13 protein-coding genes are annotated in these 15,723 nt (G+C 46.0%); 1 reads left to right on the forward strand and 12 read right to left on the reverse strand.

The genetic code is table 11. The features are described from left to right. Positions 1–31: 31 nt before the first annotated feature. The 8 genes from PWYN_RS27160 to nifB all read right to left on the reverse strand — a co-directional run bounded on the left by PWYN_RS27160 (position 32) and on the right by nifB (position 9,303). On the reverse strand, positions 32–604 hold the full coding sequence (locus PWYN_RS27160) for a DUF269 domain-containing protein (protein WP_036658482.1): 573 nt from the start codon (positions 602–604) through the stop codon (positions 32–34). Beyond that, positions 588–1,004 carry a NifB/NifX family molybdenum-iron cluster-binding protein gene (locus tag PWYN_RS27165; RefSeq protein ID WP_036658485.1) on the reverse strand — a complete coding sequence of 139 codons (417 nt, stop codon included), beginning with the start codon at positions 1,002–1,004 and terminating at the stop codon, positions 588–590. Before PWYN_RS27165 ends, PWYN_RS27160 begins: the two co-directional genes overlap by 17 nt. Beyond that, entirely contained in the window at positions 979–2,307 is a 1,329-nt protein-coding gene (gene nifN / locus PWYN_RS27170) for a nitrogenase iron-molybdenum cofactor biosynthesis protein NifN (RefSeq protein ID WP_036658488.1), read from the reverse strand. The genes PWYN_RS27165 and nifN overlap by 26 nt, the downstream gene beginning before the upstream one ends. Then, a complete protein-coding gene (gene nifE / locus PWYN_RS27175) occupies positions 2,297–3,658 on the reverse strand; it encodes a nitrogenase iron-molybdenum cofactor biosynthesis protein NifE (RefSeq protein ID WP_036658491.1) in 1,362 nt (453 codons plus the stop codon). Before nifE ends, nifN begins: the two co-directional genes overlap by 11 nt. A gap of 313 nt (positions 3,659–3,971) precedes the next feature. After that, positions 3,972–5,513, reverse strand: coding sequence for a nitrogenase molybdenum-iron protein subunit beta (gene nifK, locus PWYN_RS27180; RefSeq protein ID WP_036658494.1), 1,542 nt, complete (start codon positions 5,511–5,513; stop codon positions 3,972–3,974). Next, positions 5,510–6,973: a nitrogenase molybdenum-iron protein alpha chain gene (nifD, locus tag PWYN_RS27185; protein ID WP_036658497.1), complete on the reverse strand. Its 1,464-nt coding sequence runs from the start codon at positions 6,971–6,973 to the stop codon at positions 5,510–5,512. The genes nifK and nifD overlap by 4 nt, the downstream gene beginning before the upstream one ends. Before the next feature lie 75 nt (positions 6,974–7,048). Beyond that, positions 7,049–7,918 carry a nitrogenase iron protein gene (nifH, locus tag PWYN_RS27190; RefSeq protein WP_084146959.1) on the reverse strand — a complete coding sequence of 290 codons (870 nt, stop codon included), beginning with the start codon at positions 7,916–7,918 and terminating at the stop codon, positions 7,049–7,051. 5 nt (positions 7,919–7,923) lie between these two features. Continuing rightward, positions 7,924–9,303, reverse strand: coding sequence for a nitrogenase cofactor biosynthesis protein NifB (gene nifB, locus PWYN_RS27195; protein ID WP_036658505.1), 1,380 nt, complete (start codon positions 9,301–9,303; stop codon positions 7,924–7,926). Positions 9,304–9,898: 595 nt separating this feature from the next. On the opposite strand from nifB, the gene PWYN_RS27200 reads away from it, so the two are divergent. Then, a complete protein-coding gene (locus tag PWYN_RS27200; protein ID WP_036658507.1) occupies positions 9,899–10,726 on the forward strand; it encodes a TerC family protein in 828 nt (275 codons plus the stop codon). Positions 10,727–10,801: 75 nt separating this feature from the next. Here PWYN_RS27200 and PWYN_RS27205 read toward each other — a convergent pair whose 3' ends face one another. The 4 genes from PWYN_RS27205 to PWYN_RS27220 all read right to left on the reverse strand — a co-directional run bounded on the left by PWYN_RS27205 (position 10,802) and on the right by PWYN_RS27220 (position 15,686). Continuing rightward, on the reverse strand, positions 10,802–13,168 hold the full coding sequence (locus PWYN_RS27205; protein WP_036658510.1) for an S-layer homology domain-containing protein: 2,367 nt from the start codon (positions 13,166–13,168) through the stop codon (positions 10,802–10,804). Positions 13,169–13,317: 149 nt separating this feature from the next. Further along, a complete protein-coding gene (locus tag PWYN_RS27210) occupies positions 13,318–14,661 on the reverse strand; it encodes a sensor histidine kinase (protein WP_036658513.1) in 1,344 nt (447 codons plus the stop codon). Further along, positions 14,654–15,370, reverse strand: coding sequence for a response regulator transcription factor (locus PWYN_RS27215; RefSeq protein WP_036658515.1), 717 nt, complete (start codon positions 15,368–15,370; stop codon positions 14,654–14,656). Before PWYN_RS27215 ends, PWYN_RS27210 begins: the two co-directional genes overlap by 8 nt. Positions 15,371–15,434: 64 nt before the next feature. Next, positions 15,435–15,686 carry a hypothetical protein gene (locus tag PWYN_RS27220; RefSeq protein ID WP_036658519.1) on the reverse strand — a complete coding sequence of 84 codons (252 nt, stop codon included), beginning with the start codon at positions 15,684–15,686 and terminating at the stop codon, positions 15,435–15,437. Between the last annotated feature and the right edge of the window lie 37 nt (positions 15,687–15,723).

Consider the following 15,723-nt stretch of genomic DNA (forward strand, 5'->3'; position numbering starts at 1 on the left):
CTCCCCCCTGTGACTGATGTATGATCCGCAGTTAACCCTCTAGGCTAAACGAACCGTGGAGAGCTGTCATGTGATTATATTTTTCTAAAAAAGTCAGCCCTTCCTCCACACAGGATACTCCATACCGGATCGCTTTTTCCTGTGAAGTGAACGGGAAGGGGAACCCTGCACGAAGGCTTTTTATCACTAAAATAATACGCCCGCTGTATAGCAACGCCCGGCCGAAGCCCTCTCCATTGATCTCGGCTGCACTCTGGATAATCGAACCGCTCTTTTCCTCCATCACACCAGCTACTGCCTGAAATAATAGAGGTACTTGTAGGCGTACCTTTGGAGAAACCGCGCAATTAAAATCAGATTGAGTCTTGTCTTCAGGCGAGGCCAGAAATAAACGTTCGATCTTCTCCGGATTAGACAGTGCGGCATGGCGGCCAAAGAAGTCCTCGGTGTCCAACAGATTACATAAACGGCGGGTAAAGGCCTCCACGGTGGCTTGATCCAAATCCTGTCCCCTTGCGGTTGTACGACTGCGGCGTTTATTAGCTCCGCTTTCCTGAAAAAATCTACCCGCAAGCGCAATATCTTGGCTAGCCATCGGTTCCATTCAAATCCTCCCCTTCCGTTCCTTCCTGCCCTTCCTCTTCTAAGCGCAGCACCTTAGCCAGCCACATCGGCGGCTTTCCTTGCAGCATCTCAACAAGTCGTTTCACCTGTTCATCTACCGGGCTGCCAAACGGCACCTTCACTGGCATGATTTTGCGGCGCGTTACCCGGGCAGCAGCAGAAGCACCAATCTGCATTAAGAAAATGAGAGTACAATCACCCACCGCTTCCAGGCGGCTATCGATCCTACCCGCTTCATCCTGGAACAGAACATCCGGCAGCTTGCGAAGCTCCATTAGCTCCCCACCACTTTTCGTAACATTATAGACAGCGAACATCGGGCTCTGCCCAAAATGTGCATTTACTCGGATTCCATCATCTGTGGCGAACGCTACTTTCACGGCGCCCCGCCTCCCTTCGTATTAGCAAATTACCTGCTTTATTCGTCCAATCCATCGCACCCCTATAGCCCGCAGAAGTTGACATATAAGCACCCAGCTCGTTCCACACTGGAAAACCTGCCGGCATAAATGCAGCACCGATCCGTTCAGCTCCTGCTAGACCATGGGAGCTGCTGATCCATAAATCAGCGCCACTCCCCAGAACCTCCGCATCATCAAGATCACCTACCCATACCTCCCGCTCCATTCCTGATACCACCGGAGTCTCACAGGAAGTAATAAGCGCCTTCTGCTCCACACCCAACTCCTCCAGCCACTGGGAAACAGAGTACAAATGGTCCGGTTCCAGCGCAGCTATTACTGACATTCCAGCAAATTGAAAATGGGCATCCAGCATACTATCCAACAGATTCTCACGGTGCCAACAGTAGCGTAACGGCACTGGTTCCCCGCTGATCTGGTGTAGAAAATGAAGTAAATCATCCGTTGCCTTAAGACCCATTGCACCTTGAAATACTTTATAGGGTGTGCCAATAGCATTGTGGAGCCTTCTTGCCGGACGTTCCATGCTGCCTCCAATGGCAATGGTAAGTCCGGATTGCAGACTCTGCAGCATAGAATCCAACGGTACACCTCCTCTGGTCAAAGGAGAGAACCCTGTCAAAAGATGACCTGATAAGGAAGTTGATATATCCGGAACCGTGATCACCTCAAATCCAAAAGCCGAAATCATTTCCTTTATCTCCATAACATCACCCGGTGTGAGAAACGAACCTGGCAGTAAGGTGATTTGACGGGAGTTCACACTTCTTTGGTTCCGGTGTCCTGCCTGCTGAATCAATTCATCGACCATCGCTTCCACCGTCCCGCTAAATCCGGATTCGAGGGAGCCGATGAAATCCGGCAGGGTCACTGAAAAAGCAAGCCCTCCGCGCAGATTTCTTTCCCTTTTGTAAGACTTCAGCATGGATTGGTAATCCACCCCGGCAACGTCCATCAGTTCCGTTCCAATAATGCCGATGATATCAGGGCGATGCTTAGTCAGTATCGTATTCAATGCCTCTTCCAAATTGCGGTTAGCGTCAAAGATAACGTCCATCTCCTGCAAAGCGGAGGTCTGGACAGCAATAGGTTCTCGGAAATGGCGGGTTAATAATGCTTTCGGAAAAGCAGAACAACCCTGCGGTCCGTGAATAATCGGCAAAGCTCGGTAACAACCTTGAAGCGCTAGAACCCCTCCGAGAGACTGCCCGATTTTGAGTGGATTCACTGAGGCGGGTTTGCTCCTCTTACTAACGGTCATAAGGCACCTCCTTATCCCAAGGCGCAGGACTCGATGCAAGCTTCCAGATCGGATTGGCAAGGGAATACGTCATTTCCTTCGCAAGCCTCAGCAAGCCTTCATAACCCGCATAAGCTCTATGCCGTTCTTGATTAATATCTACAAAGGGAATCTGTTCTTTCATCGCAACGTACATGTTCCGACCGCCAGCAATCATAATATCTGCTTTGCGATCTCTTACGGTTTTGAGAATGCGGCTGGCCCCGCCTTCAGGAATAAATTCAGTATCGTCGCCTACGCGCTCAGCAATTCTGGCTATATCATCGTCTGTACTTTTATTCGTACCGACACCTACCACTTGGATACCCAGTTCCTTGAGTGCGGATATAATCGACCAGCTTTTGACTCCGCCGGTATAAAGCACCGCTCTTTTCCCCTTTAGTATCTTACGGTAAGGTCGCAAATCTTGAATCAAGCGGCTTTCTTCACGCTCCGTCAACCGATCTACCCTACGCTCCATCTCGCGGTCGTTCATCAGAAATGCCATCTGACGCAAGGAATAGGTCGTTTCCTTGGCTCCGTAGAACGAGCCTTCGAAGTAAGGAATATGATATTTAGACTCCATCGCTTTGGCTAAACCCAACAATGCCCGGCTGCAAACAACCATGTTCACCTTGGCACGGTGCGCCCATGTAATTTCCTTGTACCGGGCATCCCCTGTTATTCGAGACATTAGTGTAATCCCTGCACTGTTCATCAGCTTCTCAATATCCCACATCTCACCCGCAATATTATACTCACCGATCAGATTCACACCGAGCGGAATATTATCCTCAGGCTCCCCTGTACCGATTACATATTGAAGGAGCGCTTCACCTGCCAGCCGGTTCCCCAGATTCTTACTGCCTACAAACCCTGGACTGTTGACAGGTATAACCGGAATTCCAAGACGCCCTGTCGCTTCTTTACATACAGCATCCATATCCTCACCAATCAGCGCCGTTACACATGTGGAATATACAAATATTGCCGGAGGCGCAAAGCGCCCGGCAATATAGTCAATGCTATCCTTCAGTTTCTTCTCTCCGCCAAAAATAATATCATTATCATTCAGGTCCGTAGCAAAGCCGTATTGTGAGAGGGAGGGACCGCTTGAAAGGGTGCCCCGGCTCTCCCAGCTGTTACCGGCACAAGCAATGGGGCCGTGTACAAGATGTGCAGCATCCATAATCGGAAGCAAGGTGATTTGAGCTCCGTCGAAGGAGCAGCCTCCAGCCGCCTCGCCAGGCTTGGGCCTTGGACAGGGCTTGGATTTGGGAGCTTGGCTTCCGCAATCTTTCGCTTCTAACTCATCTTTTCGAATGGGCTCCATCGTTAACCTCCTTCGCTGTAACTGAATGCTCCTTATCCTTTAAAGCCAGGTTATCAGCCGTCACTACGAGTAATGTTTGGACTTCCGGCCGCTGTTGTTCCCAGATTTCCTGATTCTAACCGTTACACGGTAGAAATCTGGGAACAAAGGCGGACACTACGCTCCTCCAGCTCCAAAAATTCCTCTCCGTGACTCCATAACCAAAATTTTAAACATAACGACCAACCCCAACGGCTCACTCAACAATAAGACACTGTTCCAGCGGGTCACTGGCCGCTGGGACATCAAGGCTCGCGGCCCATACTATCGTTGGCTAACGGACTAGATCGTGATTGAAGCCGGAGGAATCCTCGTCCAAATTTTGCAGGATGGTGTTCACAATGGTTGTAAGAAGATTCAAAGCACCTTGATAACCAATGATCGGATAACGGTGCAAATGATGACGGTCGAACACAGGGAAGCCTACACGAATCAGGGGTACGCCGGCGTCTTTGGCGGCGTATTTCAGATGGGAGCTTCCCACTGCAAGATCCACAGGATTGTCAATCAGCAAGGAGCGCATATGCCACAGATCGTTGCCGATATATACAGTTGCCTCAGCACCGTATGGACTAGCTGCAAGCAATGCCTCAGCTTCTTCTTTGAAGCCGTTATCTCCGTTAGAGCAAACGATATGAACAGGCTCCATACCGGTTTCCAGGCAGAACTGAATTAGACCGATTAACAAATCGGGATCACCAACCAATGCCACACGTTTACCGTGCAGGTAAGGATGACTGTCGGTCAGAGCATCAACAACACGTCCACGTTCATCCACGAGTTCGTCGGGGATCGGAAGCCCTGTAAGTTCACTTATGGCTTCGATTAACCGGTCGGTTGCTGTAATTCCTATCGGTGTTGACATTGAAAGGGTCTGCTGCTTCCATGTGCCTTTGATATAATCCATCGTCTTTTTGACGGAATATTTCTGCAATGAAAGTGTACCCAGGGCATTCGCCGCTTTCGGTACATCCGTGAGCTTTGTGCCCCCGTAATAATAGGAGTACTCTCCTGTAGCCGGTGAATCAAAGTTACCGCTATGGTCACCCAAGAAGGTGTACTTTGTATCAAAAGCGGCCAGGATTTTGCGAACCTCCGCAAAATTTCCGGTATACGGCTCGAATCCTAAAATTAGGTTCAACTTCTCCCCAGTCGTTTCGCCGCTGCCGGGAACAGCTTGAATGCCGGAACGATTGTATAATGTGCTGATAATTGACTTCAGCATTGAATCGTAGCCTGTAATATGAGAGCCCGAGAAACTTGGTGTATTGGCATAAGGTACCGGCAGATCTTCCGAGATAGCACCTTTCTGGCGCGCGTTAGAAATAAAAGCCTGAAGGTCATCCCCGATAACCTCAGCCATACAGGTTGTTGATACAGCAACCATCTCCGGTTTATAAAGAGCCACACTATTCTCAAGACCATCAATGAGGTTGCTCATTCCACCGAATACAGCTCCATCCTCAGTCATAGAAGAGGATACAGCCGGAGCCGGCTCCTTGAAGTGGCGGCTCAAGTGACTGCGGAAATAGGCGGTACACCCTTGAGATCCGTGAATAAACGGTAATGTTTTCTCAAATCCCAGTGCTGCCATTAGAGCTCCGAGCGGCTGACAGGCTTTATGAGGATTAACCACCAAGGATTGCCTGGCAAAGTTCTTGTCCTTGTATTCTGACGATTTCGAGTAGGCTAGAGCTTCCATGGTTTCTTGCTCACTGCAAGGAGCCTCGAACGCCTTTTTACCTTCACGTTGTTTAATATAGGGTTCGGACTTAAATAATGAATTATGGTCTGAAATTTCTATTTTGTCCTTCATACGCCCGCCTCCTCTTTATGGAGCAGTTCTGTCTTGCTTGGTTTGATCAAATTCCATACAGGACTGTTAATCGTCATATCCATATCCTTGGCGAAGATCTTAAACCCGTCATAACCATGATACGGACCGCTATAATCCCAGGAATGCATCTGACGGAAAGGAATACCCATTTTGTGGTACACGTATTTCTCTTTCACGCCTGAGCCCATCAGATCAATATCCAGTTTCTGCGCAAGCTCTTCCAGCTCATAAGCCGTTGGATCGTCATAAATAATCGTTCCTTCCGGAAGCTCAGGGAAGGTCTTCTCATAATCATCTTTATGAGCGAACTCATAACCTGTAGCTACAACTTCCATACCCAGATCTTCGTAAGCGCCTAGTGTATGACGGGCGCGCAGGCCTCCAACTAGCAGCATCACTTTTTTACCTTCGAGACGTGGTTTGAATTTAGAGATAATGGCATCCATTTGCGGTGTATATTTAGCGATCACATTCTCGCAATTTTCCTGAATATGCTCATCAAACAGTGCAGCAATAGCCCGCAGACTTTCAGCTGTTTTGGTAGGACCAAAGAAATTATATTCCATCCACGGAATACCGTATTCCCTCTCCATGGTAGTAACCATATAGTTCATTGAACGGTGGCAGTGGATCAGGTTCAGCTTCGCCTTATGGGCGATGGCCAATTCATTGATTGTACCGTCACCGGACCATTGCGCAATAACACGCAGACCCATTTCCTCTAATAAAATACGTGAGGCCCATGCATCGCCGCCGATATTATAATCTCCGATAATATTGATATCGTAAGGACCACATTCGGCAAGTTCTCTCTTACCCATCAGGAAGTCACGGATTGCATCATTGGCAATATGATGACCGAGCGATTGGCTTACACCGCGGAAGCCTTCACAGCGAACCGGAATGATGGGTATGCCAAGCTCAGCAGACATTTTTTTGGATACAGCTTCAATATCGTCTCCAATCAGGCCGACCGGACACTCGGATTGAATGGAGATTCCTTTGGCCAATGGGAACATTTCCTTGATCTCACGGCAGATGACTTCCAGCTTCTTATCCCCGCCGAATACAATATCCGTTTCCTGAAAATCACTTGTAACCTGCATTGCGGTGAAATTATCAATGCCCAATGTTCCATTAGCATAGTTCCGGCGTGTTCCCCAGCTGTATTGTCCGCAGCCTACCGGACCATGACTGATATGAACCATATCCTTAATCGGGCCCCATACAACGCCCTTGGAACCTGCATAGGCACAACCTCTTTGGGTCATAACGCCAGGACGCGATTTCATATTTGATTTGATAGAGCATTTACCACAGTTTATAAGTTCTTCATTATTGATTTCAAAGTGCTTTTCCCGATCCTTCCGCGCTTTATCCGGGTAGGCCTCAAGCATCTCTTCAATAATTTTTTTATTTGCTTCGATATCTAATCCCATAATGGACCCTCCTTTTTACTGATCCAATCCGGTGAATAGCCGTCTCTCCACTCCTATTCACCGGATGATCCTAAATTATTGGCCTGAAGCGGCTTGCATTTTTTTGATAGCTGTTTCCTCGTCCTCAATAACACCGAATTCCATCAGCAAATCTTCCAATTCTTCCATGGTGATCGGGGTTGGGATGGTGAGCATTTTGTTGTTCAGAATTTTCTCGGCCAGCATTTCGTATTCTTTGGCTTGTTGATGCTCAGGGCTGTATTGAGCTACTGTCATCCTGCGGAGTTCAGCATGCTGAACCACATTATCGCGAGGTACAAAGTGAATCATTTGTGTATTCAGGCGTCGAGCCAGCTCCATGATGAGCTCATCCTCACGGTCCGTATTACGGCTGTTGCAGATCAATCCACCCAATCTCACACCGCCGCTGTTGGCATATTTGAGAATACCGCGGGCAATATTGTTGGCAGCGTACATAGCCATCATTTCACCGGAACATACGATATAGATTTCCTGTGCCTTATTCTCACGAATCGGCATGGCGAACCCGCCGCATACCACGTCGCCAAGCACGTCATAGGATACAAAATCAAGTCCTTCATAAGCACCTTGCTCTTCCAGGAAGTTAATAGCTGTAATAATTCCGCGGCCGGCGCAACCTACACCCGGTTCCGGACCGCCACATTCTACATTAAGAATGTCGCCGTAACCTAATTGAACTACATCTTCAAGTTCCAAATCCTCAACTGTTCCTCTTTCCGCAGCCAATTGAAGTACCGAGTTTTGAGCCTTGGTGTTCAAAATTAACCGAGTGGAGTCTGCTTTAGGGTCACAACCTACGATCATTGTTTTTTGACCGTATTTGGTAGCCAGTTGAGCCAGAGTGTTCTGTGAAGTTGTCGATTTACCGATACCGCCTTTACCGTAGAAAGCTATTTGTCTCATTTTCATCATCCCTTCGATATGTTCATATTTTCGAAATAAGAGCTGTACTTCACACTTTCCAAAATCATGTCTTCAATTCCACCTTTACGGACGAGCGGCAAAATACCAGTTTTGTTCAGGATTGCACGCGGCGCATCACCTATACCGGAGCAAAGAAGAATACGGCAGTCACTTAATATCGAGCATATTTCCTTTAAAGTGGCGTCCTTGTCACCGTTGCAGTCGGCTTTACCGTGACAATAAGCCTGTATCTTTCGGACACCCAAGAGTTTTACATTCACTCCATCCGTGTCATAGACCATAAATTCTGTGGCATGGCCAAAATGCTGATTGACCTTGTCTCCACCCCTAGTGGATACAGCGACTCTCGTCGTATGCCCGCCTTCTTGAAGGCTGCTTTGCTTCAGCTGTTTGGCTTTCATTCGCTGGCGGATCTTGTTGTCTAACTCCATTTGAAATTGGGCCCGGGCCTCTTCATTAACTACCGGATCCGCCTCCATCTTTTCCAGAACAAAATCCTGATTCCGATCCTGTCCAAGCAACCCGATGGCATCCGCTCGGCATTGGCGGCAATGACGCATAACCTTCATGCCGTCACGTCCGAGAATCTCTTGCAAATTGTTCAATTCCTTAGGCCGGGGTGCTTTACGACCGTCACGTTCATACTGGCTGCCCGGTGCGATAATTAGCGGTGTTACATTGTGCAATTCTGCACCGAGCTCCTTTACTCTTTTGGAAACTGCAGGAAGATGTTGGTCATTGATGCCCGGGATCATTACCGAGTTGACCTTCACTAGAATCCCACGAGCCGCAAGCAATTCAAGCCCTTGAAGCTGGCGACTGATCAGCAGCTCCGCCGCCTCTCTCCCTTCATACCGTACTCCCTCATCGAATACCCAAGGGTAAATTTCGCGGCCGATATCAGGATCGATAGCGTTAATGGTAATCGTCACATGACGGATACCCAACCTAACAATCTCTTCAATATGCCTGTAAAGCGTCAATCCGTTAGTACTCAAGCAAAGAGATACATCGGGAACATGCTCTTTAACCCTTTCAAAGGTATCGAAAGTTACCTCAGGATTAGCTAGCGGATCACCAGGACCAGCTATACCTACCACCGACAGCTGCATTAATTGGGCAGCGACACCCTTAACCTTCTGCTCTGCCTGGGTTGGGGTAAGCACCTCACTTACCACACCCGGCCGACTTTCATTCACACAGTCGAATTTGCGGTTACAGTAATGGCATTGGATGTTACAGGCGGGAGCGACCGGGATATGCATCCTGGCAAAAAAGCGGTGGGCTTCCTCGTTGTAGCAAGGATGTCGGCTAATCTCATCCTCCGCTTCATTTGATAGACACGACGATAGCTGCGGCTCCATTTTTCCCACCTCCTAAATAAATGTTTTGTTAGAAAACAATCGATAGTTAATGTTACCTTTAGTGACATAAAGTTGCTTGATTTACCTTTAATAGCTACATCATATTTTCATCGCCTGTTATCGTCAATTAACATTACTGCAAAAAATCATGTATTTTCATGAAGTTTGCAGTTTTGACATACTATGTGTTATGTTATCTAACTCATACATATCATGTTTCCGTTTCCAACATGTATCTAATGGAACGACACCTCAGGTTTATTTCTAGTGAAAGTTGACAACGATTCTCAACTAGGTTATGATCTTCCTAAGAAATCCTTGCAAATACTAAATACTAAATACTCATATACTAAATTGAATATAATCCCGTAAAGGGGAGTAGCTGTTAGATAAAGTCGTCAATACGAGAATATGAGGATATTCTCCGGCTTTATCGGCAATCAACTATTGTTAGCGAGACCTTTACCAATCAAGTTAGTCCTTTATTCCAAAGGCTGATTTGTTTGGTAAAGGTCTTTTTTATATAAAATTGGTCATGATATCTGTATGGTTTAAATCCTGCAAGGATATTCAATCGAAAAGGGGCGAAAGAACAATGGAAATTAGCTTATTATTGGAGTATGGATGGGTGTTGTTAGTTCTCGTAGCACTCGAGGGACTGCTCGCAGCAGATAATGCACTTGTGCTGGCGATTATGGTGAAACACCTTCCTGACGAGGAAAGAAAAAAGGCGCTCTTCTATGGTTTAGCCGGAGCTTTTGTATTCCGTTTCGGTTCATTGTTCGTCATTTCCTACTTGGTAGACATCTGGCAAGTACAAGCCATTGGTGCTATTTATCTGTTATTTATCGCCTTAAATCATATTTTCCGAAAAGTATTATTCAATAAGTCGACTACAGACGAAGCTGCTGAAAGTGGTACGAATGGTGCTGTGAATAAAAAGAAAGCCAGCTTTTGGTTTACTGTATTGAAGGTAGAGATAGCAGATATAGCTTTTGCTGTCGATTCCATTCTAGCAGCAGTTGCCTTAGCAGTTGCTCTTCCGGAAAGTGGACTCCCAAATATCGGGGGACTAGATGGAGGACAATTCCTCGTGATCTTTGCCGGCGGATTCATCGGATTGGTCATCATGCGTTTTGCAGCGTCCTTCTTCGTAAAACTGTTGCATTCCCGTCCAGGTCTTGAGTTAGCTGCATTCTTCATTGTCGGCTGGGTAGGTATTAAGCTGGCCGTTATTACCTTGGCCCATCCATCACTGGGCGTTCTATCCGAAGACTTCGCACACAGTACTTGGTGGAAAGTAACCTTCTATGTTGTACTCGTTCTTATCGCTACATTAGGATGGCTCTTGAGCAGCAAACAGACCGAAGAGCATTCTGAAGAGAATCCAATCAAAGAAGTGGATGATCAGCTTGGAAAGTAAATAAAACGAAAACAAGCCAGTCTCCGATAACCCGGAGACTGGCTTGTTTTTTAGCTTTTACAGCAGCTTTGAAGACTAGTAACCATAATTATTTTGACCGATCTTCTGGTCGGTCTTTCCTTGAAGCTCCACCAGCTTCATAATCACGGAAGCGGCTTGAGCCTTGGTTACGAGCAGTTGCGGGTTAAACTTGCCGTTATCGTCCTTCATTAGTCCAAGTTTCACGACAAGTGCAATTGCTCCCTTATTACTAATGGAAGAAATATCAGAGAATTGGTTTATCGAGCTGTCTTTATCCAGAAAAGCTGAGATTTTGTTGTATTTCACAAAACTGGTCAGCAGGACAGCCAGTTGTTCCCTGGTAAGCTTGCTGTCGGTTTGTATTACAGCATCCCGGCTAAGCCACCCGCGGTCTACAGCAAAACCAACTGCACTATAATATGGGCTTTCAGGATTCACACCTGCCACAGCTTTCTGTTCGACACCGTTATAATATCCTTCAAAATAAGGAGTAGAGGCTTTTGCGATTAGTGTAATCCAATCTCCTACGGTTATCTCCTGATCTGGGTTTACTTTCCCATCCGCGTCTGGGGTAATCACATTGTAACGCACAAGTTCTGAGAGTTCCTTTTCTGCGGAGTGTCCTTTAAGATCGGTTGTAGCCGTTGATCCCTTCACTCCGTAGAATTCATAGACAGACACCCTTTTACCCGTTGTTGCATCTATGATCTCCATAGATTTTTGGATATCCAGCGGTGTAGCGGAGTACACGAGCTTTATCTTAGGTTGGGTGTAGCTGTTATACATCATGTATCCGCCAATCGTGTGATACTGAAGCATCAATTTATACTCGCTTTGGTAGGTTGCGAGGGCCTCTTTCTTCGTAATTACTGGAACGGGTTCCTGGGTGACTTTCTCAATCCCAATATTCCGTGCGGTGCTGAAGAATTTAACGTTTCCGTATAAATCCAGATTAAGAGTAACAAAACTGTCGGCTACAGGAATTCCTTTATAGAATTGAATAAATTGATAACGGTATCCGGTTTTGTCTGGATTCACTTCCCAAGTTCCGCCATGCTCCACATACTTCAGGTTAGTGCTTGCTTTGTTATACATTTGGTTAACAAGCTCCAAAGCCTTTTGCTTGGCTTCCTTTTGCGTCAGTTTCTTGCTTCCAGCGGGAGGAGCAGCCGGTTTCTTAGTGGCATCATAAGCATATTGATCTACCATAAACTGCAATATTTCACCAGTCTGTGCATCTACCTCAGCGTACGATTGTGCAGGCGGACCTCCATTAAATCGACTATCATTGCTCCAATTCAATCTCCAAACCTTCATATCCTTATTCTGATAGTCATTCCCTAGAGATTGATTGATAAGTTTGTAATCTGCCGGAATATTAGCTATTCTTTTCACTAAGATAGCTGCTTGTTCCGCTGTAAGCTCATTACCCGTGCTATTAGGCTTGAACAAATTTTTGCCCTGCGGTACATCCGTATAAGTCACCGGCACAGCAGCCATATTGCTGCCTTCATTATCCAGTCTCTTCCCGGTGAGTGCATCGATTGGAAGTAGAGTTTGTTCTACCGGGCGCCAGCCCAGAACCCAGTTATTCACCAATCCGTTCTTACGGACGGGAACATAATAGAGCCCTACATCAAAGCTGTCGGCAAAACTTTTCTCCGCCTGTTCTTTAGTGATGACAGGCTTAGCACTAGGATACTCAAGATTCTCACCCTGTCTATAGAATTGAGTTACATCCCCATTTCCATTGACTGAAATCATTATACTGTCCGCGGTGGAATAGATACCATTCTTTAGAAGCCGGAAGCTAAAGGAGTATTGAATGGGGCCAAATAAGGCTCCATTATTCGGATTATTAATATTCTCATCCAACTGCAGGTCACTGCTCTTTATGGATGCTGCAGCTTTGGAGATAAAGGCCTGTGCTTTCTCCAAGGCTTGTTCTTTTGTAAGCTTAGGTGGATAGTACGATTCATTTTCTAAGAGCGGATAGGAGATATATGTATTTAATAAATCCCCATTAATGGCATCAACTGAACTTGAGAAGCCATATCCCCCATTTCCGAGTCGGTATTCCCACTGGATAGTCCAGACCATTTGATTCGAAGGTGCAGGATACACATTGCTAACGCCTAATTGAACGTTGGATACTGTTGCATCCTTTAGGATAGGAAACAGTTCCTTTAGCTTGGCGATGGCTGCTTCTTTTGTGAATTTAACTTTTGCGGGATCAGCAGAGGCCGAAGCTGTTTTCTCTGTTTTCTCACCGGAAGCTGCAGCAAGAGCGGTTACAGTGACAGCTTCTTTGCTTGTAGCTGCTCCAGCAATTCCTGCTGGCAATAGCAGTCCGAAAGCTACGGAAGAAATTAATGCGGCTTTAGCTGTCTGTTGAACAAAATGAGTGCGATTACTTTTCAAAAGATTTCATCCTCCTTTTTGTGGATCCTTCTAATTATAATAATAATTTCATTAATTTTCCATAATTACTTTGCGACAGGAAATTACAGCAAAAAAAAGCCTTCTTTCTCCTTAATAGGACAAAGAAGACTTCAATTCCCAATAACAGATCATTTAGGAAAATGAATGTTAAATTCAGAACCTTCATTGAGCACACTTCGAACCTTAATTTCTCCGCCATGAGCCTCCACAATGGCCTTAACGATGGCGAGACCGATCCCCGCTCCACCTGTTTTCCGGTTCCGTGATTTATCTCCGCGGTAAAAGCGTTCAAATATAAACGGTATTTCCTCTGGAGAAATCCCCGTACCTGTATCAGTAATTGTAACATTGACCCCGGATAGATCCTCAGAGATCTGCACCTCTATTCGACCTTCCTGAGTAAATTTATAGGCGTTATTCAACAAATTCACAAAAACTTGAAGCAAACGCTCATAATCTCCAGTTAAATATAGGGTCATCGGCTTATGGAAGACGATGGAGTTGTTTCTGTTATCCAGACTCCCAACTACTGTATGAATAGCATCCTGTATGACCTCATTTAGGCACAACTCTTCCTGCTTTAATTGAATCATAGGATTCTCTGCGGAACTAAGCTTCTCCAGATCATTCACGAGCTGCACCAGACGCATCACTTGATTATGACAGACCTGCAATTTATCAGGCGTTGCTTCCCAGACTCCATCCTGAAAAGCTTCAATGTGACTTTGGATGGTGGCAAGGGGTGTGCGTAATTCATGAGCAACATCCGCCGTAAGATTCTTACGAAGCTTCTCCTGCTGTTCCAGGGTATCTGCCAGATAGTTAAGAGCCAGACCTACTTCTTCTATTTCGGTTTGTTTTATGGGCAGAATTACTCTCTCACCTAAATCCCCCTCCCTCATTCGCACTGCAATCTTCTTAATTTGAACAAGTGGTCGGCTTAAACCAACGGCTATAAACCTGCTATATAAATAAGCTCCTGCAAGCACTAAAATCAAGGCTCCCCAAGATAACCTGTTGAACATCTGCAAAAAATTACGATTTTGCAAAGTCATCGCATCGCTGTTCCCTTGCATTTCTAATGTACCCAGGGTTAGCCCATCTTTGATAATCGGATAACGGGTCATTTTTTTCCCGGTTATACGCATGGCTCTCTCCATTTCCATCCCCATGCGCCCTGTATCCCATACTACATTTCCTTCGGCATCGTAAATACTCACGGAATAATTGCGCTGCATGGCCTGGTGAGAGATCGACATCAGCGTCTCCATTGGCCAAGAACCCGTAGTGTTGTATGACTCTTTCAGATCTTCCAGCAAGAAACCAGCTTCCGCTTTCTGCTGGTTCTCAACATATTTGCCGAATGAAATGGTCATCACCAAGTTTACCAAAAGCATGATAAACAGCAAGGAGCATAAGGCCACGCTCATATGAGACAGTAGCAGTCTTCTTCTCAGTCCGCCCTTATTCATCAGCTGGCACCTGAAACTTATAGCCAATTCCAAAAACTGTAGCAATAAATGTGGGGCGCTTGGGATCATCCCCTATTTTTTGTCTTACATTTTTTATGTGCACATCAATGGTCCGTTCAAAGCCTTCAAAGTCGTCCCCTTGAATCAAACTCACCAGCTCGTAGCGGCTGAAGGCTCTCTTGGGATGCCGTGCCAATACTTCTAGCAGCTTGAATTCAATTGGTGTCAGAGCCACCGTCTCCCCATCTACTTGAACCTCATGCAGCTCCGAATTTATAGATAGACGCCCGCCTCCATATTTCAGTGCATGCTCTTCCTCTTTCGGATTCAACTGAAGCTGTGATCGCCTTAACAGACTGGTTACACGGGCGAGCAGTTCTCGCGGGCTAAAGGGCTTCGTGATATAATCATCCGCTCCAATTAGTAGACCATTAACCATATCATCTTCACTGCTTTTGGCGGTAAGCATAAGAATGGGGAGGTTGGATTTCTTGCGAATGGTTCTGCATACCTCTTCTCCAGACATATCCGGCAGCATTAAATCAAGTACCATCAGATCAGGTTGGAGATTGTCAAACAGCTCCAATGCTTGCGTACCGGTACCTGCTTCATACACAATATATTCATTCTTCTGTAAATAGGCCTTGATTACTTGAAGAATATCGTATTCGTCATCCACAATTAGAATAGTCCCTGCATTCACGATCATTATCCCTCCAATCAAAAAGATAGACCTCGTTATTACCTTCGAGGTCTATCTTATCAAGCTTGTATTAGAAATTCATCATATTACTGCGATTCTTGGAATTGTTCATCATTTCACTCATACCCTTATTCTTGCCAGAGTGGCAGTCATTTACCATATCCTTGATTTGAGTATCGGTAAGATCAGGATGCATTTGCTTCGCAAAGGGCAGCATTTTTTCGAAGAAGCTTTCATCTTTATCGGCACCTGCCGCATAGACACTTGTACCAATCCCCATAACCAGCACCAATGCCGCTATACCCAACCATAGTTTTTTCATTATTGTTCTCCTCCTTGGTTCTTATGGATATAGCATA

Origin of the sequence: Paenibacillus wynnii (assembly GCF_000757885.1) — a bacterium.
GTDB classification, from domain to species: domain Bacteria; phylum Bacillota; class Bacilli; order Paenibacillales; family Paenibacillaceae; genus Paenibacillus_AQ; species Paenibacillus_AQ wynnii.

Coding starts and splice junctions, on each gene's coding strand:
- PWYN_RS27160 (WP_036658482.1), bottom strand. CDS start 604: ATGGAACCGATGGCTAGCCAAGATATTGCGCTTGCGGGTAGATTTTTT.
- nifN (WP_036658488.1), bottom strand. CDS start 2,307: ATGACCGTTAGTAAGAGGAGCAAACCCGCCTCAGTGAATCCACTCAAA.
- nifE (WP_036658491.1), bottom strand. CDS start 3,658: ATGGAGCCCATTCGAAAAGATGAGTTAGAAGCGAAAGATTGCGGAAGC.
- nifK (WP_036658494.1), bottom strand. CDS start 5,513: ATGAAGGACAAAATAGAAATTTCAGACCATAATTCATTATTTAAGTCC.
- nifD (WP_036658497.1), bottom strand. CDS start 6,973: ATGGGATTAGATATCGAAGCAAATAAAAAAATTATTGAAGAGATGCTT.
- nifH (WP_084146959.1), bottom strand. CDS start 7,918: ATGAGACAAATAGCTTTCTACGGTAAAGGCGGTATCGGTAAATCGACA.
- nifB (WP_036658505.1), bottom strand. CDS start 9,303: ATGGAGCCGCAGCTATCGTCGTGTCTATCAAATGAAGCGGAGGATGAG.
- PWYN_RS27200 (WP_036658507.1), top strand. CDS start 9,899: ATGGAAATTAGCTTATTATTGGAGTATGGATGGGTGTTGTTAGTTCTC.
- PWYN_RS27210 (WP_036658513.1), bottom strand. CDS start 14,661: ATGAATAAGGGCGGACTGAGAAGAAGACTGCTACTGTCTCATATGAGC.
- PWYN_RS27215 (WP_036658515.1), bottom strand. CDS start 15,370: ATGATCGTGAATGCAGGGACTATTCTAATTGTGGATGACGAATACGAT.
- PWYN_RS27220 (WP_036658519.1), bottom strand. CDS start 15,686: ATGAAAAAACTATGGTTGGGTATAGCGGCATTGGTGCTGGTTATGGGG.